Source organism: Sorangium sp. So ce836 (assembly GCF_028553905.1).
In the GTDB taxonomy this organism is placed as follows: Bacteria; Myxococcota_A; Polyangia; order Polyangiales; family Polyangiaceae; genus Sorangium; species Sorangium cellulosum_D.
This window is the reverse complement of record NZ_CP102233.1, coordinates 3015533-3041225: the sequence shown is the minus strand read 5'-3', so window position 1 is coordinate 3041225 and position 25693 is coordinate 3015533. Positions and strand designations below refer to the sequence as shown.

Sequence of the window (25693 nt, the reverse complement as noted above, 5' to 3'; positions counted from 1 at the left end):
CTCCGCGAAGGCAAGGACAGGCACGTTGACCGACCGATCGCCGCAACACTAGCTTCGCTCGTGTCCCGCGGCCGCGAGACGCCTGAGAGAGCGCTTAACCGTTCAAGCAACCATGCCGGAACCGAAGAAGTCACGCCGGACGCAATTCAGGGCACCGGGCCACAGCGACGCCGCGCCCCACGCCGGCCGGGCGGCTGCGCAGCGGCGCGCGCCGGACCCGTCCGAGGACGCCGGCGAGCAGGCCGCGGCGGCGGAGCCGCACTCCGGGGACGAGCAGCGGTTTCCGGTCGTCTGCGTCGTCGCGTCGGCCGGCGGACGCGGCGCGATCGCGGAGCTGCTCCGGCGGCTGCCGAGCAGGGACACGAGCCTCTCCCTCGTGCTCATCTACAGCGCAGATCCAGGGGAGATCCCGGTCTTCGAGCTCGCGGCGCAGAGCAGCCCGCTCCCCGTGACCGAGCTTTGCGCCGAGGCGAGGCTCATGCCGGGTCATGTCCAGGTCTTGCCCCCGGACACGCGAGCGACGCTGGACGGCGTGCGCGTCGAGCTCGCGCCGCGCGGCGAGGCCGGCCCTGGCCCTGCCGATGCCTTCCTGCGCTCGCTCGCGCGCGAGCTGGGGTCGAGCGCGGCGGGCGTCGTGCTGTCCGGCACCGGGAGCGACGGCGCCCTCGGGCTGAACGACGTGAAGGCGGAGGGCGGGGTCACCTTCGCAGAGGATCCGCGCACCGCCGAGCGGCCGGCGCTCCCGCGCAACGCCATCGCGGCCGGAGGCGTCGACTTCATCCGCAGCGTCGAGGCGATCGCGGCGGAGCTCGCGAGGATGGGCCGCCCCGGTCACGCGCCCGCCCTGTGGCTCGCGCAGGGCACGCCCCTGGGGGTCGACCCGGAGCTCAGCAAGCTGTTCAGGCTGCTCCACGCCGCGGTGGGCGTGGACTTCAGCCACTACAAGAAGAGCACGCTGAGGCGCCGTATCCAGCGGCGAATGACGCTCCACCGGCTCGCGTCCCTGCAGGAGTACCTCGATCACCTGCGAGCGCACCCGGACGAGATCGAGCACCTCTATCAGGACCTCCTCATCAAGGTGACCACGTTCTTCCGCGATCCGGGCGCCTTCGCCGCGCTGAAGACCCACGTGTTCCCGGTGCTCATGCACAACAGGCCGCGGGACGCCCCGGTTCGCATCTGGGTGCCGGGCTGCTCGACGGGCGAGGAGGTCTACTCTCTCGCGATCTCGCTGCTCGAGTTCCTCGAGGCCGACGCGAACGATCACGCCATCCAGATCTTCGGCACCGACCTGAGCGAGGCCGCCATCCAGCAGGCGCGGGCCGGGATCTACGTCGACGGCATCTCGTTCGACGTCTCGCCCGGCCGGCTGCGCCGCTTCTTCGTCCGGGTGCACGGCGGCTTCCAGGTCAACAAGTCGGTCCGCGATCTGTGCATCTTCTCGCGCCACAACGCCGCGGCCGATCCTCCCCTCGCGAAGCTCGATCTCGTCAGCTGCCGCAACCTGATGATCTACATGGAGCCGAGCCTGCAGCGCCGGCTGCTGCACACCTTCCACCAGGCCCTCAAGCTCACGGGCTTCTTGCTCCTCGGCTCCTCCGAGAGCATCAGCGCGATGTCCGACCTGTTCGGGGTGGTGGACAGGACCCACAGGATCTTCTGCAAGCGCGCCGCATCGGAGGCGGCCAGCTCGCACGACCTCGCCGTGCCCGCCCTCCCCGCCCCGCCCGCGCTGGACAAGGAGGAGCCGCCGAGCCCCGAGGGGCTCCTCATGGACGCGCTGCGCAAGGAGGCCGACGCCATCGTGATGGCCCGCTACGCCCCCGCCGGCGTGGTGGTCGACGAGGAGATGCAGATCGTCCAGTTCCGAGGCAAGACAGGGCCCTACCTCGAGCCGACGCCCGGCGACGCCAGCCTGCACCTCTTCAAGATGGCCCGAGAGGGGCTCCTGCTCGGCCTCCGGGTCGCCATCGACGCGTCGATGAACTCGGGGGCGATGGCCCGAAAGGAGCAGATCAAGGTCAGGCAGGGAGACAAGCTCCGCTACGTCGACGTCGAGGTGTGGCCGCTCAAGGTGCGGCTCCCGCAGGGGCGCTGCTTCCTCATCGTCTTCTCCGAGTCGGTCGGGGCGAGGCTGGACCGGCCAGGCGACGACCCGGCCCAGCGCAACCCCCAGAGGGACCTGGAGGTCGCCCAGCTCCGCAGGGAGCTCGTGACCACGAGGGAGCACCTCCAGTCGATCATCGACGAGCTCGAGGCGACGAACGAGGAGCTCCTGTGCGCGAACGAGGAGCTCCTCGCGAGCAACGACGAGCTGCACAGGATGAAGGACGCGCTCGAGTCCGCCCACGAAGAGCTCCGGTCGGCGAACCAGGAGCTGACGGCCATCAACGAGGAGCTCCACAGCAGCAACGTCGCGCTCGGGCTCGCCAACGACGAGCTGCGCAACCTCCTCGGCAGCATGAGCATCCCGGTGCTGATGCTCGACGCGGACCTCCGGATCCGCCGCGTCGCCGGCGCGGCCGACAAGCTGCTCGGCCTCGCCGCGAGCGACGTGGGCCGATCGATCCTCGAGGTGAGGCCGAGGAGCGCGGCCGACATCGCGCCGATCGTCGCCGAGGTGCTCGACACGAGGAGCGGCGTCGAGCGGCAGGTCGAGGACCGCGAGGGGCGCGTCCACCTCGTGAGGGCGCGCCCGTTCCGGACCACCGGGGACGAGGTCGACGGCGCGGTGATCTGCTGGCTGGAGAGCGACGCGACGAGGCGCGCCGGGCGCGAGCTCGCGGGCGCGCGCGACCGCATCTCCGCCGTCTTCGAGGTGCTGCGCCACCCGTTCCTCCTGCTCGACGGCGAGCTCCGGATCCGCGCGGCGACGCGGCGCTACTGCGAGCTGTTCATGGTCTCGCTCGGGGACATCGAGGGGCGGCCCCTCTCGGCCATCGACGCCGGGTGGAACACCCCGCAGCTGGAGCAGCGGCTCCGGGACGTGCTCCGCCGCAGCGCCGCGCTGGTCGACTTCCGCGTCGAGGCGGTGCTCGCGCACGCCGGACGCAGGACGCTGTCGTTCTCCGCCTTCCGGCTCCAGGCCGACGAGGGCGAGCTCCCGGCCCTGCTGCTCGTCGTCGAGGACAGGACGGGGCCCGAGAAGGACGAGCCCCCTCCGGCGGGGCTACGGCCAGCGCGCCGCGCCGGCTCCGACTGACGCGCTCACCGCCCGCGCGCCCGCCAATCCCCCGAGGCGATGCGGGGATACCCCAGCGCCTGGCCGGCGGGCATCAGGTACGCCTCGCAGCGCGCGCCGCCGTCGAGCTCGATCATCTCGCGCTGGAAGAGGTCGGGGCAGCCCTCGTAGACGTCGAGCGACGCGAGGGTCTCACGATCCGGCTCGTAGAGCTCCCCGACGACCGCGGCCGAACCCCCGCGCACGAGCGCCGGGTAGGCGCCGAGGTCGGCGAGCTCGAACGACCGGGCGGTGCGGGCGACCCCGAGGAAAGGCGCGCGCCCGAGCAGCCGGTGCGAGCGCTCGCCCCGCATCAGCGTGCCGTAGACGAACAGGGGCACGGCGCCGTCACCGGCAGTGCTGTTCGACCGCGGCGAGCAGCTGCTCGAGGTTGATCGGCTTCTTGAGGAACTGCGCCGCGCCGAGCGACGACACGAACTCGTCGCGGCCGGTCGCCGAGATGATCACGACCGGGATCGAGGCGAGCTCCGGATCCTTCTTCTGCTCCGCCCTGAACTGCCAGCCATCCATGATCGGCATCATGAGATCGAGCAGGATGAGGCCGGGCCTAGGCTCCGTTCGAAGCGCGCTGAGCGCCTCGCCGCCGTGCGCCGCCGACGTGACGGCGTAACCCTCCTCTTGCAGGAGCTCGGCGAGGGTCTCTCGAATATCCGGATCATCATCGACAACGAGGATCCTCTTCAAGGGAGTGGCAGGCACGGTGCATCAACCACTATGCGAAAGCCTGACGTCACGGCGAAACAGGGAAAGCCCTGAATCCCTGCTCGGGGTCCGCTTGATCAGGCCTGTTCTGCGAGAAAGGGCGCGCATGAAGGTCTCTCTGCGGCAAGGAGCGCCGCGGGGGCGCCTCGGAACGGAGCCCGCTCGAGCGCCGCGCGCCACCGTGGAACCGTGGACCCGCGCGGAGTCGACGGCTGTCACGCCGGACGGGTCTGGCAGGAGGGGTTCGGGGGTGCGCATCGTGCTCGATCGTCGGCGGTCGAGCCCGATGTTACAGCAGGGTGACGCTCCGGCGAAGCCGCTCTCTGCCCGATCTGCGGCCAGCCAGGGTGAGCGTCGCGCGGCTCGGTCGTGCTCCACCAGGTCATGAGCCGGCGATGGTACCACCGGGGCGCTGGAGCGCAGCCGCGCGGCGCCACCCGAGCGGCTGCCCTGCGCGCGCGGCGCGGATCGAGCGGCCAGCGTCAACCCGCCTCGCCCGCGGAGCCGAGCACCACCTTCGAGAGGGTGCTCAGCAGGACGTCGATGTCCACCGGCTTCGGGATGAGCGCGGCCGCGTGCAGCCGCTCGGCGATCGCCTTCATCTCGTGGGGCCGGCGGGCCGAGAAGATCATGAGGGGAGAGGGCGTGCCGAGCCCCGCGATCTCGGAGACGAACCGGTCCGTCGTCATGCCCGGCATCGTCAGATCGAGGAGGACCGCGTGAAAGCGCCGCTCCGCCAGCGCGTCGAGCGCCGCGCGCGCGGTCGCGGTCAGCTCGACCTCGTACCCCTCCAGCGTCAGGAGCTCCTCCAGCATCGCCGCCGTGTCGACGTCGTCCTCAGCTACCAGGATCACGTGCTTGCCACGCATGGCTCCCCCCTCGGCTTTCGTCGGAAGCGGGGCCGCTCTGCAGGGGGCGCGCCCTCCTGTCCCGCGACGGAGGAGCGCGCGGCGCGCGCCCCGGCAGGCCGGCCGGCGGTGCGGCACAGGCCCCTCGATGACGGCTGACGGCCGGCGTGACGAGCGGCCCGGGCGAACGGATTTACGCGCTCCCGAGCGCTCGCCGCAGCGCGCCGCGTCCACGATGATGACGAAGCGCGCAGCCCGACAGACAGACCGCCGCACTCCGGCGATCCGGCGTAGTCCTTCCCCCTCTTTCGCCCCGGGCACTATGAAAGCCCGGCCGCGCTCGGGATGCAACTCCGGACGGGCCCCGGACGTAAGCGAGGGCGTACCCCGGACGTCGGGCAGAGCGGACCGGGAGTGGGAGCAAACAGAGAGCGCGAACGGACTCCCCGACGGGGGAGACACCCTGGTAGACTCCCATGGATGCCTGGCGAACGCCGCGTCGCGCTACTCGCGATGGAGCCAACCATGCCGGACGGTGGGGGAGCGCCGTTCAGCCATGGAATCCGTCGTGTCGAAGCCTCTTTGCTCGCCGATCCGGAGCTCGCCGGCGTGCCGATCCATGTGATCGACGCGCAGACGAGGGATCTCGACGCGTGGGTCGCCGAGGTCGAGAACGTGGATGCCGACGTCGTTGGCCTCGCCGCGCACGTCTGGTCCTTTCCCACGTTCATCGAGGTCGCGCGCCACCTCCAGCGCAACCGGCCGGGGCGCACGATCGTCCTCTGCGGTCCCCTCGCGCGCCCCGCGATGTTCGCGCTCGCGCACTGGCGCGACGCCGCCGCCTGCATCGACGCCCTCGTGCACGGCAACGAGCTCACGTTCCGGAACATCGTCCGCCTGAGCGATCGCTCGCCCGAGGCGCTGCGCACCGTGCCCGGGCTGCACGTCTTCACCGCCGGCGGCTGGGTCTCGACGGGCGAAGCGCCTCACGTGGCGCCCGACGAGCTCCCCTCGCCGATCCGGATGAAGCTGCTCCCGACCGATCGCATCGTGCCGATCGAGATCTGCCGCGGCGGCGTCATGAGCTGCCCGACCTGCGGCATCTCGACGGGCGACGCCTCCGCCGGCGTCTTCTCGGAGGCCTACCTCGTCGAGGAGCTGAGCGCGCTCCGCGCCGCCGGCGCCCCGGGCGCGCAGGTCGTGGACGCCCCGCTCAACCTGAACGCGGAGGCGTTCCGGAACCTCGTGGCCGCGGAGAAGCAGGTCGGCTTCTTCAAGCAGGCGACGCTCTCGGCGTCGATCGATCCCGAGCACGTGCACGACGAGCACCTCGAGTTCCTCCGCGGCGTCGCGCGCGTGTCGCTCGGCGCGCGGCTGCCGCCGCTCAACAAGGACACCGGCGACGGCACGCAGCGCCCGTTCCGGGAGTCGAAGTTCGCGAAGGTGATCGAGGAGCTCTCGACCTTCACGGACATCGAGGTGGACATCCTCCTCGGCCTCCCGGGCGACGGCCCCATCACGTTCCGCCGCACGCTCGAGCGCGCGCGCGAGCTCCCGTGCAAGGTCCGCATCTTCCACAGCCTCGTCCTCCCGGACGACCTCATGACGCGCGCGCCCGCGTCGTTCGAGCTCCGCTTCGACCCGTTCACGCTGATGATGCGCTCGTGCCTCGGCTGGTCCGAGGACGCGCTCTCGCGCGAGCGCAGCCGCCTCATCGAGATGGCGTACCGCGAGGGCGGGGAGATCACGCCGGACATGTGGTCGTTCCCCGGGCCGCGCGAGATGCGGCGGCCGGCGATGCCGCTCGGCAGCGGCGTGGTCCCGCCGGGCGGGGAGATCCGGGTCGAGGGCGCGACGACGCTCGCGCCCGCGGGGCAGGATCTGCAGCGCGTGCTCGAGCTCGGGATCAAGGAGGCGACCTCCGGCGGGTGGACCTTCGTGGAGGCCTCCGCGCGCCCGGGCGAGATCGTCGTGATCATGAAGACGCGCGACGGCGCGCTGGTCGTCGAGATGCGCCCCGCCTCGCCCACGGAGAACGCCTACAAGGTCGTGGACGGCGTCGCGTTCGGCTACCGCTCGCCGCGCGGCGTGAAGATGAGCGACGGCGCGCTCCGCCTGCTCGATCGCGTCCTCCAGCGCCTGCACGCGCCGGCGCGCACCGCGCTCGGCCTGTCGACGCAGGACGGCGGCCCCGGCTCGGCCCGGGTGCGTCGCTTCCGCGCGACGCCCTCCTGACGCCACGGCGCTTCCGCGCGACGCCCTCCTGACGCGGCGGCGCTACCGCGCGCCGCCGCGCCCGGTGCTCTGCAAGGCGGCCGGCGCCCGCGCGGCGTCGGCCCGCGGCGGCATCGATTCCATGCGGCGGGGCCGCGAGAGGAGCTCTCGCCGGAGCTCCTCCAGGCGCGCCGGCGAGAGCTCCTGGTGGTCCACGATGTAAGGATGGACCTGACGGCTCTTGCCCCGGATGCTCAGGGCGCCGGTCGGCGTCGCCGGGACGCAGTCGTCGAGGTTCGCGTACGTCGCCTGGCAGATGATGATCTTGGAGCCGAGCTCCTTGTTGAACTGCTCGAGGCGCGAGGCCGTGTTTACCGTATCTCCGATGCAGGTGTACTCCATTCGCTGGAGCGACCCGATGTTGCCGGAGATGACGGTGCCGGTCGCGATCCCGACGCCCATCTTGATCTCGCCGCAGCCGAGGAGCTGCCGCTGGTTCATGCGCTCGAGGGCCTGCACCATCTCGATCGCCGCGATCACGGCGCGCTTCGGCGCGTCCTCGACCGAGAGCGGCGCGCCGAACACCGCCATCAGGCCGTCGCCGATGTACTTGTCGAGGGTGCCCCCGTAGCGGAACACGATGTCGACCATCTCCGTGAAGTACTCGTTCAGGAACGAGACCACGACCTCCGGCTCGACCGACTCGGTGAGCGGCGTGAAGTTGCGGATGTCGGTGAACATCACCGAGACGTGCCGGCGCGTGCCGCCGAGCTTGAGCCGCCCCGGGTCGGAGAGGACGAAATCGACGAGGTCCTTCGAGAGGTACCGGCCGAGCTCCTGCTTCTCGCGCTCGAGGCGGAGGCGGGCCATGGACTCGAGCTCGGCGCGGAGCACCAGGTTGCGCGACATCCGCGCGATGATGCCGGCGACGACGCCCGGGAGCGCGATGAACAGGACCTGCTGGCACTGGTCCGCGATGTTGATGGCGTTGTGCCCGTAGACGGACACCGGGCTGATCGGGATCGCGCCGGTGTAGACCGTGATCGCGAGCACGATCGAGTTGAAGAGGACCGAGAGCCCCGCCGAGTACAGACACGCCGCGAGGCTGTAGCGGAAGCCCGACATCAGGTTCCAGAGCACGTAGACGGTCGCGAGGTAGCTCGAGAAGTACTCGATCATCCCCGAGTGGTTCCTCGCCGTCGCCAGCGCCGTGAGCGTGAGGAGCGCGAGGTCGACGAAGATGCTCACGTACTTGAGCCAGCCCGCGTAGGCGCCGGGGCGAAGGCGGAAGAACGCGTAGAGCAGGAGCGAGAACGCGAGGTACCCGCCGATCTGGATCGCGAAGATCTGGTTCGCGGCCGGCGTGTTGACCGTCCACACGTGCGTGAACGTGTAGGCGGAGAGCAGCGCGAACACGAACCGGACGTGGTTCACGATCTGCTCGCCGCGCATCTCCTGCGCCTGGAGGATCCGCACGATCTCCGGCGACTTCTCGATGTTCATGCGCGCCGCTCCCCTCCGCGCCCGAGCCGGGACCACGCCGCGGCGAGCCCGCGGGCGCAGAGCGCGGTCGTCAGCGCCCTGCCCTGGTGGTGCCCCTCGCGCCCGCGCTTCATCGGCACCCGGTAGAGCGGCTCGGCCGGCCAGGAGCCGTCCACGAGCTGGCGCTCGCCGAGGTAGCGCAGCCCCCGCTCCAGGAGCAGCGGGTCCGGCGACGCCGCCATGGCCGCGCCCTCGAGGCACGCGGCCGTGCTGAGCGGCGTCCCGAAGCCGCCGTCGAGCCGCTGCGCTCCGAGCATCCGCGACAGGATCGCGGCCTCGACCGCGGCGACGTCGGCGGCCCGCGGCGCCTCCCCCGCCCGCTCCCGGTAGAGGCGCGCGAAGCGGAGGAACGCGAGGTCCGTGTACGAGGCGTCGTAGAAGCACGCGCCCTCGATGCCGCCCTCCGCGGCGGCGCCGAGCACGCGCCGCGCGTTGTCGTCGATGAGCCGCGCGAACCGCGCCGCGTCGAACGAGAGCAGGCCCGCGAGCAGGTTCAGCCGGACCGCCGTGCAGTCGTCGCCGGCCCACGCCGCGCCCGGCGTGGTCGGCCCCGACGGCCCGCGGTAAAACCAGGTCGGCACGGCGCCATCCTCGCCCACGTTGGCCAGCATGACCTCGATCCACGTCTCGGCGCGATCCCGGGCGGCGCCCGTGTCGGCGACCAGCTGGAGCATGATCGCGAGGTCGTCGGCGTCCGGCGGGAGATCGCGGAACGCGCCGAAGTAACGGAGCTCCCCGGCCGGGATCTCGTCGAGCAGCGCCGCGGCGTCGGCGCGGACGTCGCGCCCGGCGTCCCCGATCTCGAGCAGCGCCTTCAGGATCGTCGCCCGCACGAACCAGTGCCCGACCGGCTGCTCGCGCGACCCGAGCACGCCGAAGCGCTGCACCTCCCAGGACTCCGGCCACGGCGCCGACTCCGCGAGGAACGCGACCGCCGCCTCCAGATCCGCGCCCGCGTCCTCGCGCGGCGCGCGGTCACCCTGCGGCCGCGGCGCGGGCGCCGCGCCGGCGCCGAGCAGATCGCGGAACGCCATCAGCCCCTCGAAGAAGCGGAAGCGCTCGCCGAGCGCGTCGACGAACTCGAGCTGCGCCTCGGCGAGGCCGCGCTCGGTCGAGCGCGAGCGAGGCGCGCCGGACGCCGCCTCGCGGGCCGACGCGAGCGCGCCCCGCGCGCGCGCGGCGAGCGCGGCCCGGTACGGGCGGGTCGCGAGCAGGCCGTGGATCTCGCGGCGGCGCACGGGGGACGCGCGCTCGCCCGAGAGCGCGCCGAGCAGCGGAGGCGCGAGATCCGCGCCGCCGAGCCAGAGCGCAAAGAGCGGCGTGAGCGTCGGCGCCGCGAGGTCCGGCGCGGCCGGATCGAGCCAGAGGCGCGCGAGCCCGTCGAGGAGCCAGAGCGGCTCGGCCACGGCCTCTCCGAAGCGGCGCGAGGGCGCGAGATCGTCGCCGGCGACGAGCGCGGGCGCCGTCCAGAGGGCGACGACCTCGCGCGAGCCGGCGTCGCCGGCGCGCCCCGCCGCGGCGTCCGGCCCCGCGCCGGCGACGCCCGCGACGACCGGGTTGCGCGGCCACGAGGCCTCCGCGAGCGCGGCCAGGTCCACGAGCCAGCGGCGCGCGCGCGCCTCGCCGGCGTGGCGCGCGAGCAGGCGCGCCGCGAGCGCGCCACGCGCGAGCGCGTCCGGAGCGCCCTCGACGCCGCCGGCGGCCACGGCGGCGACCGCCACGGCGGCGTCGGCCGCCGCGGCGGGCGCCGACACGCGGCCGCACAGCCGGAGCGCCCAGCTGGCCCACGGGATGCTGCGCCCCGGCGGCGCGCCGACGCCGCGCTCGATCGCGAGCGCCCCCCAGGCCGCGTCACCGCGCTGGAGCGCCCCCGCGGACAGCAGCGCGGCCCAGGAGCGCTCGCACGCCACCTTGTCGTCCGGGTCGAGCCAGGGCCAGACGGCGGTCGCTCCTGCGGCAGAAGACAACGTCACATACCGACCCCGCCCTCACGCGCCGCGGCCGCGATGGCCGCATCGACCGCTTCGGGCGTCGAGGTCGCGGCGTCGCGGATGCGCTGGAGCGTCTCCGGCCCGACCTCGTACCCCTCCGCGTCGATGGTGCGCTCGGGATCGGCAAGGAGCTGCTGGCGGAAGCTCGAATCCACAACGGCACGACCAATGAGCTCTGCCTCTGTTTTCTTCGACGTCACGACTCCTCGCTTTCTCGCTCGCGAGGCTAGGAGACCTGCAAACGGCTAGCAAGTACCAGCAGGCGCGCCGCGCGCGCCCCGGGCGCTGCGCCCGCGCGCCGGCTCAGCGCGGGGCGCCGCCGCTCGCGGCGGGATCGCCCGCGAGCGCGCCGAAGAACGCGCGGAATACGCGCCGCTGGATCTCGGTCATGTACCGCTCGCGCTCCCTGCAGAAGCGCGTGGCCTCCGGCAGCCCAAGCGCCCCGGCGGCGGCCTCGGCGCGAGCGAGCTCACAACGCGCCTCCTCCAGGATGGCGTCGAAGCCCCCGCGCGCGAACAGCTGCGCGCGCAGGGCCGCCGCGCCGCGCCCCGCCGGATCGTGGCGCGGCTCGCCCCCGGCGGGGGCGGCGCCGTCCGGCCGAGGCCGCCCCGCGTCCCTCGGCTCGACCTGCGCGCCGAGCCGGGCGAGCACGTACGTCGCGTTCCCGAGCGCGCGATCCTTCTCGGCGTGGAGCAGGTCCACGAACAGCTGGTGCGCCGCGGCGAGCGCCGCGACGAACTCCTCGAGCGCCGCGAGGCGCTCGGCCTGCGACAGCGCGAACAGGGCCGCGGCCGCCGGGAGCACCAGCGGGCGCGAGCGGGCGAGCACCCGCCGGAACGTGGCGGCGTCGCGCGGGCCTGCGCCCCGGTGCAGCCGCCGCTCGAGCAGCATCGCCTCGCCGTACCCGAGCCAGACCTCCTCGAAGAGATCCCAGAACGGGCTCCTGCCGGGCAGCGAGCGGGCGAGCACCGCCTGGTGGCGGGCGAACAGCGCTCCGGACAGGAGCACCGCCGCGCCGGGCTCGCCGACCCCTTCGTCCAGCAGGTCGTCTTCGATGCGGACGTGCAGGTACCCGACCGCCGCGGCCTCGGCGAGATCGACCGCGAGCGGCGGGATCGCCCGCGAGCCGGCGTCCGCCGCGGGCGCCGGGCCGCCCGGCCGCGTCGCGACCCAGAGCGGCAGCTCGAGCACCGGCAGCGCGGCCGGGTGGGAGAAGTAGCCCTCGCCCGGCTCGCCCTCGAAGAGCCGGAGGCGCGCGGCGAGCTCATCGAACAGCGCGCCGAGCTCGCTCCCGAGCCGGCCTCGGAACGACGCGAGTCGCCGCAGCACCTCGGCCTCGAGCCGCGCCCCGACGTCGTCGACGTCGACATCGACGACGTCGCCCTCGCCTCCTCGCTCTGCGCGGCTGTCCTCGTTCATCCCACCTCTCGACGACGCGGCGGCGCCGCAGGGGCGACGCTAGCACGAGCAGGCTCGTCCGAGGGGCGAGCGCAGCCGACTTTGCCCGGAGCGCCGCCCGTGCGACACTCGGCGACTTCACGAGATCGGAAACCATGATCGACTCCGAGCGTTTCGCCGAGCGTCACGGGGACATCACGACCGACGCCCGCGCTGACGTCCTCGATTTCCGCGACACCCTTTATCGGCCCACGATGATCGAGGTGCCTCCGGTCATGCCCCCGGAGCGCTTCATGGACTACGGCGTGCCCGTGCTCGACCAGGGCAGGAACAACGGCTGCACCGGCTTCACCGTCGCCACCGTGGCCCACTTCCTGCTGCGCAAGCGCAAGGTCTCCCCGGAGTACGGCCTCGTGAGCCAGAACATGGTGTACACGATGGCGCGCCGCTACGACGAGTACCCGGGCGAGGACGACGCGAGGGGCTCCAGCCTGAGGGGCGCCATGAAGGGCTGGCACAAACACGGTATTTGCTCTTATGAGCAATGGCCGTGGGACCCGAACGATCTCCACGGCACGCTCACGCCGGAGCGCGCCACGGACGCGATGCTCCGGCCGCTCGGCCTGTATCAACGCGTGAACCACAAGGACCTCCCGGCGATGCACAACGCCCTCGCAGAGGTCGGGATCATCGCGGCCTCGGCGCTCATCCCGTTCAATGGCTGGTATTACGGGACCCAGAAGAACGGCATCATCCCGCCGGTCGACAAGACGAACCCGTTCATCGCCCCCTGGGGCGGCCACGCCTTCGCGATCGTGGGGTATGACGCGGAGGGCTTTTGGCTCCAGAACTCCTGGGGCCTCGGCTGGGGCAAGAGCGGCTTCGGGCGGCTCTGCTACGACGACTGGCTCCAGTACGGCTTCGACGCGTGGGTCGGGCGGCTCGGCGTCCCCATCCGCCTGAACCAGCCGCGCTCGCTCCGCCCGCTCGCCTCCACGAGCCGGACGTTCGCGAGCCTGCGGCCGCATCTCATCAGCGTCGACATGCACGGTCAGCTCCAGCAGCGCGGGGCCTACGGCACGTCCTCGGAGGACGTCCGCATCATCATGGAAGAAGACTTCATGAGCGCGACCGAGAGCTGGAGGCGCCGCCGGCTCGTGCTCATCGCGGGCGGCGCGCTGCGCCGGCAGATCGATGCGATCAACCGGATGTCGCGCCTCCGACCGAAGCTGCTCGGCCACGAGATCTACCCCATCGAGCTGCTCTGGGAGACCGACCACTATCCGCGCCTCCTCGAGATCCTCCACCGCGCCACGGAGGGCCGCCGCCACGACGGCTATGATCCCAGGGCGTTCGGGTTCATGATCGATCGCCGCGACGACGCCCTGGAGCCGCTCGTCCGGCGCATGGGCGGCAAGGCCGAGTGGGATCGCATGAAGCTCGCGGCGGGCGACGCGACCATGGACGCCGATCACGGCGGCGTCCGCGAGATGATCAGCCGCCTCGCGTCGCTGATGGACCAGGACCCGAGGATCGAGCTCCACCTGGTCGCCCACTCCAGCGGCACGTTCCTGCTCGCGCCGCTCGTGCAGCTGGTCACCGCGGAGAAGGGCAAGCGGATCGAGGGCGGCCCGATGCGGGGTCAGCTCGGGCTCGGGCTCCCGATCGAGTCGCTCTCCCTGCTCGCTCCGGCGAGCGCCATCGACGCGTTCCGCGACACGTACATGCCGCCGATCAAGAGCGGCATGGTCCGGAGGTTCGCCCTGTTCACGCTCACGGACGAGGCGGAGCTCCAGGACCACTGCGAGGTCTACGGCAGGTCGCTGCTCTACCTGGTCTCGAACGCGCTCGAGCGGCGCCCACGGGTGCCCGGCACGAGCGGCGTCTCGCTGCTCGGCATGGAGGCGGGGCTCCTCGACCCGGAGAACGCCGACGTCCTCGCGCTCCTCACGGAGAACCGGGACGATCGGCCCACCGTGTTTCCGCGGGCGGAGTGGATCAAGGGGCCCAACACGAGGCCCCCTCCCCATGGCTCGGAGGCGCGGCGGCACGAGGACTTCGAGAACGACGCGACAACGTGGAAGTCCGTCATCGCCCGCATCCTCAACCAGCCGTTCGCCGATCACCTGCCGCCGATGTCGGCGCGGGATCCGTGGTGAGCGCGCCGCTCACCCCTCCGGGCGGCGCCGCTCGGCCGAGGTCATGCCGTGGAGGGCCGGGGCGCCGAGCCGCTCGGGCGCGAGCGGCGGCGCGAGCGCTCCGCTCAGGAGGATGGCAAACGAGGCCCGGATCTCCTCGCCGAAGTTGATCCGGAAAAGGCCCATCTCGGGCCGGCTGCGGATATCGCGGATCACGTCGCTGGGGTCGCAGACCTGGCGCATGCCGATGAGCAGGGCATACATGCGGATGAGGATCGGGCCGCCCTGCCCTGGCGCGAGCGACGGCAGACACCGCTCGAGCAGCGCCCCGGTGCGCTCGACGTTGGCGAGGAGGGAGAGCTTGAAGCGGAGGGCGGCCTCGTAGCTGACGTTCTGCTCGAGGACGCTGTGAAGGATGGAGAGCAAGCGCGTCATCGCGTCGCGCGCCGCGAGGGTCGTCGACAGAATCGACGCGATGCTGCCCGCGGCGTCCGCGCCGGGCGCCGCGGGCGCGCCGCGGCGGGCGCGCGGCGGCCGGGGGCGCGCCGCGGCCTCCTCGCCCTGGGAGGCGCCGAGATGCGTCAGGCGGATATCCACCTCATGGAACCACTTCGCGAGCTCTTGATCGACCACCGCGAGGAAGAGCTCCTCTTTGGTGGTGAAATAGAGGTAGAGGGTCCCCTTGGCGAGCCGAGTGCGCTCGGCGACCTGCGCCATGGTCATCTCGAGATACGGCGTCTCCTGGAACAGCTGCCAGGCTGCGTCGATGATGATCCTCCGCCGCTCCTCCTTCTGTTCCTCCTTCCGCGCTCTTCGCGTCGAGCTCATCGACTTCTCGGTTTACGATGTCTCCAGAAGCGCCGCAATGCAGACGCCGCGGCAATCGAGTGCGAATTCGATTTCACGATCGCGTCGTCAGCGCGCGCCGCGCGCTCGCTCAGCCGGCCATCGCGCTATCGCGGGTAGCCGCGCTCATCACATTTCACCGGACACGGTCACACCGAACCCGTGCAGACCGAGGAACATCGGGGCGACGCCCGAGCGCACCGCCCGCTTGACGGTCGTCGAGAGCGCCCGCGCGATGCGCGCCGCGAGCCCGCCCGGGTCCTCGGCCGCGCCGCCCTGCGCGCCGGGCGGCGCGGCGGCGCGCAATGCGCGGGGCGCGGGCAGCGCGAAGAGCCCAGCGCCGTCGTTTCCGGGCCGCGCGAAGCACAGAGGAGCAGACAGCAGGGTCGCCGCCACGACAACCACCATGCCCTTCACGATCGCTGGACCAGCGCTCATCCCGGCACCCACGTGAAACCTAACGCCGTCGACGCACATGTCGTGAGCGATGAGGCGGTAAAATAACGCTGCCATTGCCGAACACCGGAAGACAACGTGGAGAGTCGCTCCTCGGGCGATATCCCGCCTCGGCGCGGGCTGCGCCAAGTCGGGCTCTCCCTGGATCGCGCGGTCTCAGCCCGCGGTCGCCATGGCCAGGGCCCGGTGGATCACGCGGAGCGCGACGTCGGTGAGGCCATAGGCGGGCAGCTCGGGGATGGGCACGAAGGCCGCCTCGGAGGCGTCGTCCCCGGGAGAGAGGACGCCTCCGGTCGACGCGCACAGGTAATCGAGGATCACGTAATGGTACGGCGTCGCCACGATCTCCACGACCTCCACGAGGGGGCCGACGCGGATCTCGAGGCCCGTCTCCTCGCGGATCTCGCGGGCGAGGGCGTCCGCGAGCCGCTCTCCCGGCTCCACGCGTCCGCCGGGGAGCGACCAGGATCCCTCGAGCGGCGGGCGGGCGCGCCGGATGAGGAGCACGCGCGGCGCGTCGGACGCGCCCGGTGGGCGCTCGATCACGACGGCGCCGACCGCCACGCGCGGGGGCTCCAGGGCGCGTCCCGGCGCGTCGCTCACGGCGCGGCCGCCTCGGTGCGACCGGCCTTGCAACGCGCGTCGCCCGGCGTCGCGACCGCGAGCTCGTAGTCGCCGAGCGCGATATCGCCGGGGACGATCACGGCCCCGTCGTAGCGGCCGCGCTCATCGGTCGACAGCGAGCCGATCGTCAAGCCCTGCTGCGCCGCGTTCCCCGTCAGGATCACGTCGACGCGCACGTGACCGCACGGCGCCCCGTCGCTGCTCACCTGGCCCTGCAGGTGGAGCGGAAACCCGCGGCGGATTTCCCTGTCCAGCGCGCTCACGGCCACGTCGGTGCGCGCCGCGGCGCGCTCGGCCGCGTCGCTCGTGGGGGTGGGCGCCGGCGGGGCCGGAGGCGGCGGCGCGCCGGCGCTGGTGGAGCCGGCGCCACCCGGGCCGGGCGGCCCCTGCTGCATCTGCTCGGCGCGCGTCCGATCGGCGAGATCCTGGCCCGAGTCGCGCTGCTCCGGCCAGCTGTAGGGGTCCGGCGGCGGCACGTACGGCGGGCGGCTCGGATCGACCTCCTGGTCCATGTTGAGGGCGGCGCCCCCGAGGTCGATGCGGTGCCAGAGCGAGCCGTCGAAGACCTCGACCCAGGCGTGCGCCTCGTTGACGACCATCCGCGCGGGGATCCCGATGTGCAGGGCCGTGACGAGGAACGCGAAGGCGCGGTGGCGGCAGACGCCTTTTCGCGACAGCGCGAGATCGAGGTAGATGTCCCCATACCCCTTGGGCGGGTCGTCCGACGGGGCGAACGACCGGAAGTACTCGACCATCTTCTGCACGACCTCGCGCGGCCGCATCGCCGTCGAGATGCCGATCGCCTGGGCGACCTGCTTGAACGCCGCCTCGTGGGAGGGCTCCTGCGGCGGGCGGTACGGCGCGAGCTTGCCCCAGTCGACCTCGGCGAAATCGCTGCCGAAGGTCGCGCGCGCGATCGCGAGCTGCACGATGAGCCGGACGCGCGCGCTCTTCGTGCCGCGGACGAACCAGTTGTCGGCGCCGTCGCGCAGCACGACCACCGGCGTGTCGGGGTTCACGTGCACCCGCACGAGCCGCGTGTCCGGCCCGACCGTCGGGATCCGGACCGGCTCGTTCGGCACGAGATCGACCGCGATGTCCCCGTAGAACGCCTCGTCGCCCGCCGCGACCTTGCCGCCGACCTCGACCGCCTTCAGGCTCCGATCGCGGACGACGAGCGAGTAGTCCGCCCTCACGGCGTCGTAGGCCTGCAGCCGCTTGAACGGCGCGGTCGCCGGGGAGAACGGGTCGTCGTAGCGCTCGATGTTCGGCCGGCGGGTGTCGCGATCCGGCTCGTAGGAGGCGTCGGGGCCGGCGTCGGAGCCGACGGTGCTGTAGACCTGCTGCTGGCTCGACGGCGGGCGCTGCGGATCGGGCGCCGTGGCCAGGCCGCTCGGCGTCTGGATCGCCGCCGGGAGCCCGCCGTCGAGCGTGGTCGTGGCGAGCGAGACGTCCTCCGCGGGGTCCGGCGCGATGAACTCGTGCAGGAGCGATCCCTGCGCGTCCGCGAGCGGCGACACGGCGCAGGCGAGCGCGAACACGAGCAGGCTGCGCGCCCGGCCGCCGAGCCGGCGCCGGGAGGCGGAGACAGCGGGCAGAGCAGCAGGGCGCGGGCGCGCGACCGGAGCGGACATCAGGAGCCGTTATGAAACCAGAAACCCCGGCGATGTTCCACGCCGGCCGGTCCGTCCGCGCGCCGGCCGCCGGCCGTCACGGTCGGCCACCGGCGCCCCGGTCAGCGCCGGTGCTGCACCGCATCGGCGTGGTGGCGCCGCGGCTGCGGGGCGGAGCGGAGCCGGTCGATCGCCTCGGTGGATTCCCCGCGCGCGGTCAGCTCGGCGGCGAGCACGTCGAGGGCGGGCTGGAAGATGTCGGTCCGGGCGAAGCGGCCGGCGCGGCCGCCGGCCAGCCTCGGCAGGACGGCGACGATGCGGCGCATCCCGTCGGCGTACCGTCGGGAGATGGCCAGCCGGTCGATGAGCGGCTCGAGGAAGTCGGCGACCGCCGCGGCGCGATCGCGGACCCCGTCGCAGGCCTCCTTCATCGGCTCGAGGAGCAGGAGCGTCCAGAGGACCGTGTCGTCGAGCGGCCGGTCCGCGGCGGTGCGCCGGTCGACGTAGTCGAGCACGCGCCAGAGGCGCTGGCCCGGGCCGTCGTCGCCGCGATCGTCGTAGAGCAGCGCCGAGACCTCGGGCAGGAGGACGTCGAGCACCCCCGTCTCCCACGCGAGGTAGATGGTGCGGCGCGCCTGGCCGCCGCGCAGGAGGCGCAGGATCTCCTCCGAGAGGCGCGGGCGCGCCGCGAGCGCGAGCGCGTCGCGGCAGTAGACGACCGCGTCGTAGACGTCCGGGGTGATCGCGAAGCCCAGCCGGCCGGCGAACTTGAGCGCGCGCAGGATGCGGATCGGATCCTCGCGGAAGCGCGTCTCGGGATCGCCGATCGTGTGGACCACCTGACGGCGCACGTCCTCCATGCCGCCGACCCAGTCGAGGATCTGCCGCGCCTCCACGTCGTAGAAGAGCGCGTTGATCCGGAAGTCGCGGCGCAGGGCGTCCTCGTGCGCGACGCCGAACGCGTTGTCGCTCCGGATGAGCAGCTCGCTCCCGTCCTCGGAGTCCTCCTTCGGGTTGCGGCGGAAGGTCGCCACCTCGATGACCTTCCCGCCCTGAAAGAGGACGTGCACCAGACGGAACCGCCGGCCGATGATGCGCGAGTTGCGGAACAGCTCGCGGACCTCCTCCGGCCGGGCGCTGGTAGCGACGTCGAAATCCTTCGGGCGGCGATCGAGGAGCAAGTCCCGCACGCAGCCGCCTACCAGGTAGGCCTGGTATCCGTGGCGAACGAGGCGCCGGACGACTTTCTGGACGTCCGGATCGATCCGCGCCTCGTCGAAGACGACCTGGAAGCGGCGCGGGGTGGGGATGTCTTCGTCGACGAGCTCGACGCGGAACGGATCGCCGTCGAGGGCGCTCGTGTCCGTCGGCGTGGTCTCGCCCCCGGGCCCAGCGCGCAGCCCGGGGGCGTTGCGGACCTCGTACGTCGGGAGATCGGCGTCTTGGTGCGCCGCTGTACCGTTATCAGGAGATGGGGTCGCGCGACCCATAATCAGCAACCGAGAAAGCACCAGGCAGCGCCTGGAGGAGTGGAGGACGACTGGCGCGCGATTCTGGGTACTCCCTGGAGAACCGACCCGCGCGATGAGGCCCGCGCCCGCGGACCCCCGAACCGTGCCGGCTCGCTCGCCTCGGCCTGATTCGGCCTGGCGAGCGGATCCGGCTGTCGCCCGGAACAAGAGATGCTAACGGCCGTCTAGCAGGGCTTCGCCGTGAGAGCAAAGCCGAGCCGCAGGGAGGCCGACAGAAGCCTCCGGGAGCGAGCCGGCGTCACGGTTTGGTCCCCCAGTGCCCGAGCCCGGGCGCCGGCGGCGGGGCCGCGTCCGGCTGGACGGCGAGCGGCGCCCCGGCGCCGGCCTCCGGCGTCGCGAGCAGCGCCTGCCGCAGCTCCGCCATCGAGGCGAACCGGCCGCGCGGATCCTTCACGAGGGCCTTGCGCACGACCGCGTCGAGCTCGCGCGACATGAGGAGCCCCGGGTGCAAGCGGTGCGGCGGCGGCGGCGGCTCGCGCGCGTGCTTCTCCGCGATCGCCGGGTACGTCCCCTGGAACGGCACGCGGCCCGCGAGCATCTCGTAGAGGACGATGCCGAGGGAGTAGACGTCGGCGGCGGGCGCCGCCGGAGCGCCCTGCGCCTGCTCGGGCGCCATGTACTCGGGCGTCCCCACGACCCGGGGGAAGAGCGCGCCTTCGCCCTGGCCCGCGATGAACGAGAACCCGAAGTCGAGCAGCTTGACGATCTCGCGCCCGTCGGCGGCGTGCACGAGGAACACGTTCTCCGGCTTCACGTCGCGGTGGATCACCCCGGCGCGGTGCGCGGCCTCGAGGCCCGCGGCGAGGTCGGCGGCGATCCGGACCGCGCGCGCGGGGACGAGGGAGCGCGTGAAGCTCAGCGTGTCGGCGAGGTCGAGGCCGACGAGCAGCTCCATCGCGAAGCACGGCGCGTCGCCGGCGCGCTCGAGCGCCTCGACGCGGAGGACGTTGGGGTGACGGACGCGCGACGCGGCGCCGGCCTCTCGCTCGAACCGCGCGACGAGCAGCGGATCGTCGCGGAGCTCCGCCCGGAGGACCTTGAGCGCGACGCGCGACGGCGCGGCCTCCTGGGGCCTGCCGGCGCGATCGGCGAGGTAGACGTGCCCGACCCCGCCGCTGCCGAGCAGCTGCACGACGCGGTACTTGTTGCAGAGGAGCTTGCCCACGAGCGCTTCGGCGGCGACGCGAGCAGGAGGCATGGATCGATCGTAGCGCAGTCGCGCCTGTCGAAGGGCAAACGCGCGCAGCGGCGGCGCAGAAGAGCGCGCAGGCGGACCCGGCGCGGCGCGCGGGCGCAGCGGGAGGTTCGCCCCCGTACCGATCCGCGGCCGCGGCGCGATCGCCTGCGAGGGGCCCGGGCCGGCGCGGCCGCTCCCGTCGGCCCGTCTGGCTCCGCCGGAGGACGAGGGCGCAGGGCTGACGCGCGAGGTCATCCGGCGCCGCGCGAGCCTGGCGGCGCCTGCTGGGACCGTGCCGCGCGCGGCGGCGACAGACGGGGCGGCGCGACGAACGCAGCCGCGCGCGGCGCCCGCTCCGGCGGCGCGGCGGGGTGCCCGCCCGGACGCGGGATCGCGCGGACCGCTTGAGCGGCGGCGAGGAGACGGCCACGCTTAGCGGCGCATGACCGACGATCGTCGCACCTCCTCCCCGAGCGCGCTCGACGTGGAGGCCGAGCTCTCGCCCTCAGCGGCGAGCTTCCCAGGCCCGAGCGCCGTCGCCTCGCGTCCGCCCCCGCTTCGCTGGAAGAAGAACCTCGCGCTCTTCTGCGTGACGGTCGTCTCGGTGTTCGTCGCCGGCACCCTCTGGGCTCCGATCGCGCCGGAGGACGACAGCGTGCTCGCCTTCGTGAAGGCGCTGCCGCAGACCTGGTCGTTCGCGGTGCCGTTCCTGTCGATCCTGCTGGCGCACGAGTTCGGGCACTACTTCGCGGCGCGCGCGCACGGGGTCGAGGCGTCGCTCCCCTACTTCATCCCGCTCCCGATCGTGAGCCCGCTCGGCACGATGGGCGCGGTGATCTCGATGAAGGGCAGGATCAAGTCGCGGAACGCGCTGCTCGACATCGGCGCCTCCGGACCGCTGGCCGGCCTCGTGGTGGCCCTGCCGGTCCTGTTCGTGGGCCTGATGCAGTCGGAGGTGCACGCCTCGTCGGGGCCCGCGCTGCAGGAGGGGCGGAGCCTCCTCTACTTGCTGCTGAGGCGGCTCGCTGTCGGCCCGATCCCCGAGACCCACGACGTCTTCCTCGGCCCCACGGCGATGGCCGGATGGGCCGGGCTGCTCATCACCGCGTTCAACCTCTTCCCGGTCGGCCAGCTCGACGGCGGGCACGTCGCCTACGCGCTGTTCGGCAAGCGGCAGGACCGCTACGGCCGCGCCGCGCACTTCCTGATGCTCGCGCTCTTCGTCGGCAACGTCGTCTACTTCACGCGGCACTTCATCGCGGACGGGCTCTCCGACGCGCTGCGCGCCGGCGTCGCGAACGGGATGCCGTGGCTCACGTGGTTCGGCCTGGTCTACCTGATGCTGCGGATGGGCGGGCGGGAGCACCCGCCCACGGAGCCCGGCGAGCTGTCGCCGGGGCGCAAGGCGATCGCCGTGGTGACGCTGCTCCTCTTCGTGCTGCTGCTGATGCCGACCCCGTTCGGCACCTACTGAGCGCGCCGGCGCTCAGGGCTTGGTGGCGCCGAACTTCGCCCGGAGCGCGTCGCAGACGACGGCGGGGGCGTAGTGGCTGACGTCGCCGCCGTGGCTCGCGATCTCGCGCACGAGCGACGCCGAGACGAAGCCGTAGTGCGTGCGCGTCGGCAGGAACACGGTGTCGACGCCGGGGAGCATGTCCGCGTTCGCGTGGGCGATCTGCAGCTCGTACTCGAAGTCGGTCGCCGCGCGGAGCCCGCGGACGATCACCCGCGCGCCGACCCGCTGGCAGTACTGGATGAGCAGCCCCTCGAACGAGTCGATCCGCGCGTTCGTCACCTCGCTCGTGGTCTGGCGCAGGAGCTCCAGCCGCTCCGAATAGGTGAAGAGCGGGTGCTTCGTCGGATGCCGGCCGACCGCGATGATCACCTGATCGAACAGCTTCGACGCCCGCTGGATCAGGTCGAGGTGACCGAACGTGATCGGATCGAAGCTCCCCGCGTAGACCGCCAGCAGTTCCTTCGCCATCGCGCTCACCGGTCCGGCGTCCGCTTGGGAGCGCCCGCGGGCGGGGTCGACTTCGGCGCGACCGCCGGCGGGGCCGGCGGCGCCTGGAGCGCGGGCGCTTGCGGCGCGGGCGAGCCGATCCCGCCCGCGGGGCCGGCCCCGTCCGCGGGGGCGGCGGGGGCCTGCCCCTCGTTCGCGGGCGCCGGCTCGGCGCCCTGGAGCACCTTGTTCACGGCGGTGTCGTCCTCGATCCACATGAGCCGGCCGCCGTCGGCGAAGGTGACGCGGAAGTAGGCGAGCAGCCCCGCGCCGATCACGCCGTCCAGATCGAGCTGGAGCTGCTTCTCGACGGCCTGGAGCGGCGCCCCGTACACGCCGGGGACCTTGGGGATCTCCAGCGCGCCGAGCCGCAGCATCGGCACGACGCCCTGCTTCAGCTTCTGCTCCGGATCCTGCTCGACGCGCTTCAGGCCGTCGGCCTCGAAGCCCGCCTTCTTCCAGCCCTCCTTGTCGAGCGCGATCGGGAACGTCATCGACGTGTCGATGAGCATCGGCCCCTGCACCGTCTTGTCGGGCCCGAGGCTGCTGCGCAGCACCATGCCGCCGCCCTTGATGAAGGCCACGTCGACGCGCGTCGCGTCGGGCGGCGCCGGCGGGGAGAAGCTGCGCACGACGAACTGCCGGCCGGCGTAGTCGATGGTCGCGTTGAGGTGCCGGATCAGGTTCACCCCGAGCAGCGCCTTGACCGGCGCGCCGATCTGCTTCGAGATGCCCGAGAGGTCCTGCGTGAGCGCCGGGACGTCGTTGACCTCGAGCCGCCGGCCGAAGCGGAGCGAGACCCAGCTCGGCTCCTTGCGCGTGCTGCTGTCGATGACCACCTCGCCGGTGCCGGTCGACACCATCGCCAGCGCCGACTCGCCGTCGATCTCGAGCTCGACGACGAAGAACGGAGCCGCGGGGTTGACGTGGGGCATCTCGATCGCCGCCAGGAGCCCGCCGGAGAGCGTGAACGGCGCGCGCCCCGCCCCGCGCCGCGCCAGCTTGGCGATCGACTTCGCCCAGTCGTCGACCACATCCGGATCGTCGAGCATCGCCTCGAGCTCGTCGGCGGCGGCGTCGAGGTCGCCCTTGTACCAGAGCGCGCGCCCGCGGATCCCGGCGGCCTCGGAGCCGGCGACCCCCTTGAGGAGGCGCAGCGCCTCGGCGTAGTCGAGCCGGGCGAGAGCGATGCGCCCCGCGAGCAGGCGGGCCTCGGTGTCGGCCGGGACGATCGTCAGCGCCTTCGCGACCGCATCGCGCGCGTTGTCGACGTCGGCGGACTGGAACTCCTGTCGAGCGCGGGCGAGCCACTTCTCCGCCGCCGGCGGGCGCGCGGACTCCGGGCCGATCATCGTCGAGCACGACGCGAGGAGGGTCGCGGTCAGCAGGCCGCCGAGGCGAACAGCGAGGGAGCTTCTCGTCGGCGCGTTTCGATTCGAATGGATTCGCACGTGGATCTCAGGCCCTTTGCGGCGCGCCGTCCGGGCCGATTTCTCCCGACGAAATCGGCTCGATCGCAAGGATGCGATCGGCCCGTAGCTCGCGGCGGCTGCGCGACGGGAGCAGATAGCCGAGAACCCGGGGTGGGTCGAGGTCCGTTCGCACCCCCGTCACCCGTACGATGAGCTCCTCCGGCCCGCGGCGCGCCGGCCGGTACCGCACCCGCACCGTGGCGGCGTGCTCGGCCGCGCGCACCGCCGCGGCGATCAGCTCCGGGCGCGCGTGGCGCTCGCCGATCCGGACGTGCCACAGGTCGCGCGGCGTGCGCGGGGCGAGGACCTCCAGCACCTTGCGGAACACGCCGCGCAGGGCGTGCACGTCGTCCTCGGCGCGGTGGGCGCGCTCGCGGTGTACGCCGAGCTCCCGGCAGAGGGAGGCGAGGCTGTGGCTCGGCAGAGCGAAGGCACGGCGGGAGAGGACGAGCGTGTCGAGGTAGTACGGCACGCGCTTCGCTTTCCCCGCCCGCGCGAGCTCCGCCTCCAGGAACGCGACGTCCCACGCGGCCGCGTGGGCGACGAGCACCGCGCCCTCCGTCACCTGAGCGATGCGATCGCAGAGCTCGGCGAACGTGGGCGCGCCCGCGAGCTCCCGCGGATCGATGCCGTGCACGTGCGCGTTGCCGAACACGCCCGGCTCGGGCCTCACGAGCGACGTGATCGCGTCCTCGCACGTGTCCCCCCGCACCCGCTCGGCGCAGACCTCGATCACGCGGTCGCTCTCGGGGCGCAGGCCCGTCATCTCGAGATCGAGGAACACGAGCGGCGCGCGCTCGATCGGATCGTCCCAGGGCGAGCCGGCGGGGGGCTCCGCGCCGGTCGTCCGCTCCGGCTCCGCTCCTTCGCGCTGCTCCGTCATCCGACCTGCTTCCCCACCCCGGCGGCTCGACCCAGGAGGCGACCGTCCCTCGGCATGGAGGCGTCTTAGCGAAACCTGCGCCCGACCGAAAGCGGTCCGCGGCGCGGGGCGACGCCCCCGGCCCGCGATGCTCGGACGCCGACCCTCCTGGCCTCCCCGCGGGCCGCGGGCCCAGGGGACGACCCCCGCGCCCGGAGCGGGCGCGGTCTCCAGGCGACGGCCCGGAGCGCGCCCCGTGCGCGGGCCTCCGCGACGGCGGCGTTCGAGCAGAATTTCCGCGCTGCGGCACCGGATGTTCAAGGGGGCTTTCGTTGCTACACTCCTCAGCGTGCCGGACGGGGTAGCTACAGTCCCGGGGGGCTCTCCTGACGAGGAGCTCGATCTCGGCGACGAGTCTTCGGGGTTTCGCCACGAGCGCAGGACCGAGCCGCTCGATCTTCCCGTCCTCGTGGTGAACCGCTTCTTCCAGCCTGTGCAGATCACCACGGCGCGCCGCGCTTTCCTGCTGCTCTTCGGCGGCGCCGCCCTCGCCATCGACGAGCTCGGCGATCTCCACGATTTCTCGGCCTGGCGGCGGCTGCCGGTGCGGGACAAGGACGACGGTCTCCCCGTGGTCGGCGGCTCGCTCCGCGTGCCGCGCGTCCTGCACCTCCGCCGCTACGAGCGCATGCGGCGCCCGGCGATCCGGCTCACGCGAAAGAACGTGATGCTGCGCGACGCGCACCAGTGCCAGTACTGCGCGCGCCGCCCCCCCGTCCGCGACCTCAACATCGACCACGTGCTCCCTCGGTCGCGCGGCGGCGAGGACTCCTGGGAGAACCTCGTGACCGCCTGCCGCACGTGCAACCTCCGCAAGGGCTGGCGCACGCCGGACGAGGCCAGCATGCGGCTCATCCGCCAGCCGGTGCCGCCGCGCTGGTCGGCGACCATGCAGATCCTGCTCGGCTTGCCGCACTCGTTCGACGAGTGGAGCCCGTTCCTCAAGGCCGGCTGACCGCCCTCGCCCCGGCGCCG

The 25693-nt window shown here is 72.8% G+C and carries 21 protein-coding genes; 5 read left to right on the top strand and 16 right to left on the bottom strand.

Features of this window, described 5'->3' with window-relative positions; translation table 11 throughout:
- Nucleotides 1–112 precede the first annotated feature (112 nt).
- Nucleotides 113–3202 (top strand): CheR family methyltransferase, encoded by a 3090-nt coding sequence (locus NQZ70_RS11030; protein WP_129574187.1) that lies wholly within the window; start codon nucleotides 113–115, stop codon nucleotides 3200–3202.
- 5 nt (nucleotides 3203–3207) lie between these two features.
- On the opposite strand, the gene NQZ70_RS11025 is transcribed toward NQZ70_RS11030, so the two are convergent.
- The 3 genes from NQZ70_RS11025 to NQZ70_RS11015 form a co-directional block, all read right to left on the bottom strand.
- Nucleotides 3208–3561, bottom strand: a complete 354-nt coding sequence (locus tag NQZ70_RS11025; RefSeq protein ID WP_129574186.1) for a gamma-glutamylcyclotransferase — start codon at nucleotides 3559–3561, stop codon at nucleotides 3208–3210.
- Between the two features lie 7 nt (nucleotides 3562–3568).
- Entirely contained in the window at nucleotides 3569–3940 is a 372-nt protein-coding gene (locus NQZ70_RS11020; RefSeq protein ID WP_129574185.1) for a response regulator, read from the bottom strand.
- A gap of 485 nt (nucleotides 3941–4425) precedes the next feature.
- Nucleotides 4426–4812 (bottom strand): response regulator, encoded by a 387-nt coding sequence (locus NQZ70_RS11015; protein ID WP_129574184.1) that lies wholly within the window; start codon nucleotides 4810–4812, stop codon nucleotides 4426–4428.
- A gap of 504 nt (nucleotides 4813–5316) precedes the next feature.
- On the opposite strand from NQZ70_RS11015, the gene NQZ70_RS11010 reads away from it, so the two are divergent.
- Nucleotides 5317–7026 (top strand): radical SAM protein, encoded by a 1710-nt coding sequence (locus tag NQZ70_RS11010; protein WP_129574183.1) that lies wholly within the window; start codon nucleotides 5317–5319, stop codon nucleotides 7024–7026.
- Between the two features lie 42 nt (nucleotides 7027–7068).
- Here NQZ70_RS11010 and NQZ70_RS11005 read toward each other — a convergent pair whose 3' ends face one another.
- The 4 genes from NQZ70_RS11005 to NQZ70_RS10990 form a co-directional block, all read right to left on the bottom strand.
- A complete protein-coding gene (locus NQZ70_RS11005) occupies nucleotides 7069–8508 on the bottom strand; it encodes an adenylate/guanylate cyclase domain-containing protein (RefSeq protein WP_129574182.1) in 1440 nt (479 codons plus the stop codon).
- Nucleotides 8505–10520: a hypothetical protein gene (locus NQZ70_RS11000; protein WP_237245221.1), complete on the bottom strand. Its 2016-nt coding sequence runs from the start codon at nucleotides 10518–10520 to the stop codon at nucleotides 8505–8507. Before NQZ70_RS11000 ends, NQZ70_RS11005 begins: the two co-directional genes overlap by 4 nt.
- Entirely contained in the window at nucleotides 10517–10738 is a 222-nt protein-coding gene (locus NQZ70_RS10995) for a Franean1_4349 family RiPP (protein WP_129574181.1), read from the bottom strand. The genes NQZ70_RS11000 and NQZ70_RS10995 overlap by 4 nt, the downstream gene beginning before the upstream one ends.
- 103 nt (nucleotides 10739–10841) lie before the next feature.
- The gene (locus tag NQZ70_RS10990; RefSeq protein ID WP_129574180.1) at nucleotides 10842–11957 is read right to left on the bottom strand and encodes a geranylgeranyl pyrophosphate synthase; all 1116 of its coding nucleotides are present in this window, start codon (nucleotides 11955–11957) and stop codon (nucleotides 10842–10844) included.
- A 134-nt stretch (nucleotides 11958–12091) separates the two neighbouring features.
- On the opposite strand from NQZ70_RS10990, the gene NQZ70_RS10985 reads away from it, so the two are divergent.
- Nucleotides 12092–14095: a C1 family peptidase gene (locus NQZ70_RS10985; protein WP_129574179.1), complete on the top strand. Its 2004-nt coding sequence runs from the start codon at nucleotides 12092–12094 to the stop codon at nucleotides 14093–14095.
- Between the two features lie 9 nt (nucleotides 14096–14104).
- Here the strand turns inward: NQZ70_RS10985 and NQZ70_RS10980 are convergent, their stop codons facing one another.
- The 6 genes from NQZ70_RS10980 to NQZ70_RS10955 form a co-directional block, all read right to left on the bottom strand.
- Nucleotides 14105–14902 (bottom strand): TetR/AcrR family transcriptional regulator, encoded by a 798-nt coding sequence (locus NQZ70_RS10980; protein WP_129574178.1) that lies wholly within the window; start codon nucleotides 14900–14902, stop codon nucleotides 14105–14107.
- A 147-nt stretch (nucleotides 14903–15049) separates the two neighbouring features.
- Nucleotides 15050–15358 carry a hypothetical protein gene (locus NQZ70_RS10975; protein ID WP_165373906.1) on the bottom strand — a complete coding sequence of 103 codons (309 nt, stop codon included), beginning with the start codon at nucleotides 15356–15358 and terminating at the stop codon, nucleotides 15050–15052.
- A 174-nt stretch (nucleotides 15359–15532) separates the two neighbouring features.
- Nucleotides 15533–15979, bottom strand: coding sequence for an NUDIX hydrolase (locus NQZ70_RS10970; RefSeq protein ID WP_129574176.1), 447 nt, complete (start codon nucleotides 15977–15979; stop codon nucleotides 15533–15535).
- Complete coding sequence (locus NQZ70_RS10965; protein ID WP_237245220.1) at nucleotides 15976–17634, bottom strand: transglutaminase family protein; 1659 nt, start codon at nucleotides 17632–17634, stop codon at nucleotides 15976–15978. The genes NQZ70_RS10970 and NQZ70_RS10965 overlap by 4 nt, the downstream gene beginning before the upstream one ends.
- 101 nt (nucleotides 17635–17735) lie before the next feature.
- Nucleotides 17736–19103 carry a polynucleotide adenylyltransferase PcnB gene (pcnB, locus tag NQZ70_RS10960; protein WP_237245219.1) on the bottom strand — a complete coding sequence of 456 codons (1368 nt, stop codon included), beginning with the start codon at nucleotides 19101–19103 and terminating at the stop codon, nucleotides 17736–17738.
- 280 nt (nucleotides 19104–19383) lie between these two features.
- The gene (locus NQZ70_RS10955; RefSeq protein WP_129574175.1) at nucleotides 19384–20343 is read right to left on the bottom strand and encodes a serine/threonine-protein kinase; all 960 of its coding nucleotides are present in this window, start codon (nucleotides 20341–20343) and stop codon (nucleotides 19384–19386) included.
- Nucleotides 20344–20764: 421 nt separating this feature from the next.
- On the opposite strand from NQZ70_RS10955, the gene NQZ70_RS10950 reads away from it, so the two are divergent.
- Entirely contained in the window at nucleotides 20765–21796 is a 1032-nt protein-coding gene (locus NQZ70_RS10950; protein ID WP_129574174.1) for a site-2 protease family protein, read from the top strand.
- Between the two features lie 12 nt (nucleotides 21797–21808).
- Here the strand turns inward: NQZ70_RS10950 and coaD are convergent, their stop codons facing one another.
- From coaD to NQZ70_RS10935, 3 genes are all read right to left on the bottom strand, one after another.
- Nucleotides 21809–22306 carry a pantetheine-phosphate adenylyltransferase gene (gene coaD / locus NQZ70_RS10945; protein ID WP_129574173.1) on the bottom strand — a complete coding sequence of 166 codons (498 nt, stop codon included), beginning with the start codon at nucleotides 22304–22306 and terminating at the stop codon, nucleotides 21809–21811.
- Between the two features lie 5 nt (nucleotides 22307–22311).
- The gene (locus NQZ70_RS10940) at nucleotides 22312–23676 is read right to left on the bottom strand and encodes a M48 family metallopeptidase (protein WP_165373905.1); all 1365 of its coding nucleotides are present in this window, start codon (nucleotides 23674–23676) and stop codon (nucleotides 22312–22314) included.
- A gap of 106 nt (nucleotides 23677–23782) precedes the next feature.
- The gene (locus NQZ70_RS10935) at nucleotides 23783–24679 is read right to left on the bottom strand and encodes a 3'-5' exonuclease (RefSeq protein WP_129574171.1); all 897 of its coding nucleotides are present in this window, start codon (nucleotides 24677–24679) and stop codon (nucleotides 23783–23785) included.
- Nucleotides 24680–24971: 292 nt separating this feature from the next.
- Here NQZ70_RS10935 and NQZ70_RS10930 point away from each other — a divergent pair, with 292 nt between their 5' ends.
- Nucleotides 24972–25673 (top strand): HNH endonuclease, encoded by a 702-nt coding sequence (locus tag NQZ70_RS10930; RefSeq protein ID WP_272828199.1) that lies wholly within the window; start codon nucleotides 24972–24974, stop codon nucleotides 25671–25673.
- Nucleotides 25674–25693 lie beyond the last annotated feature (20 nt).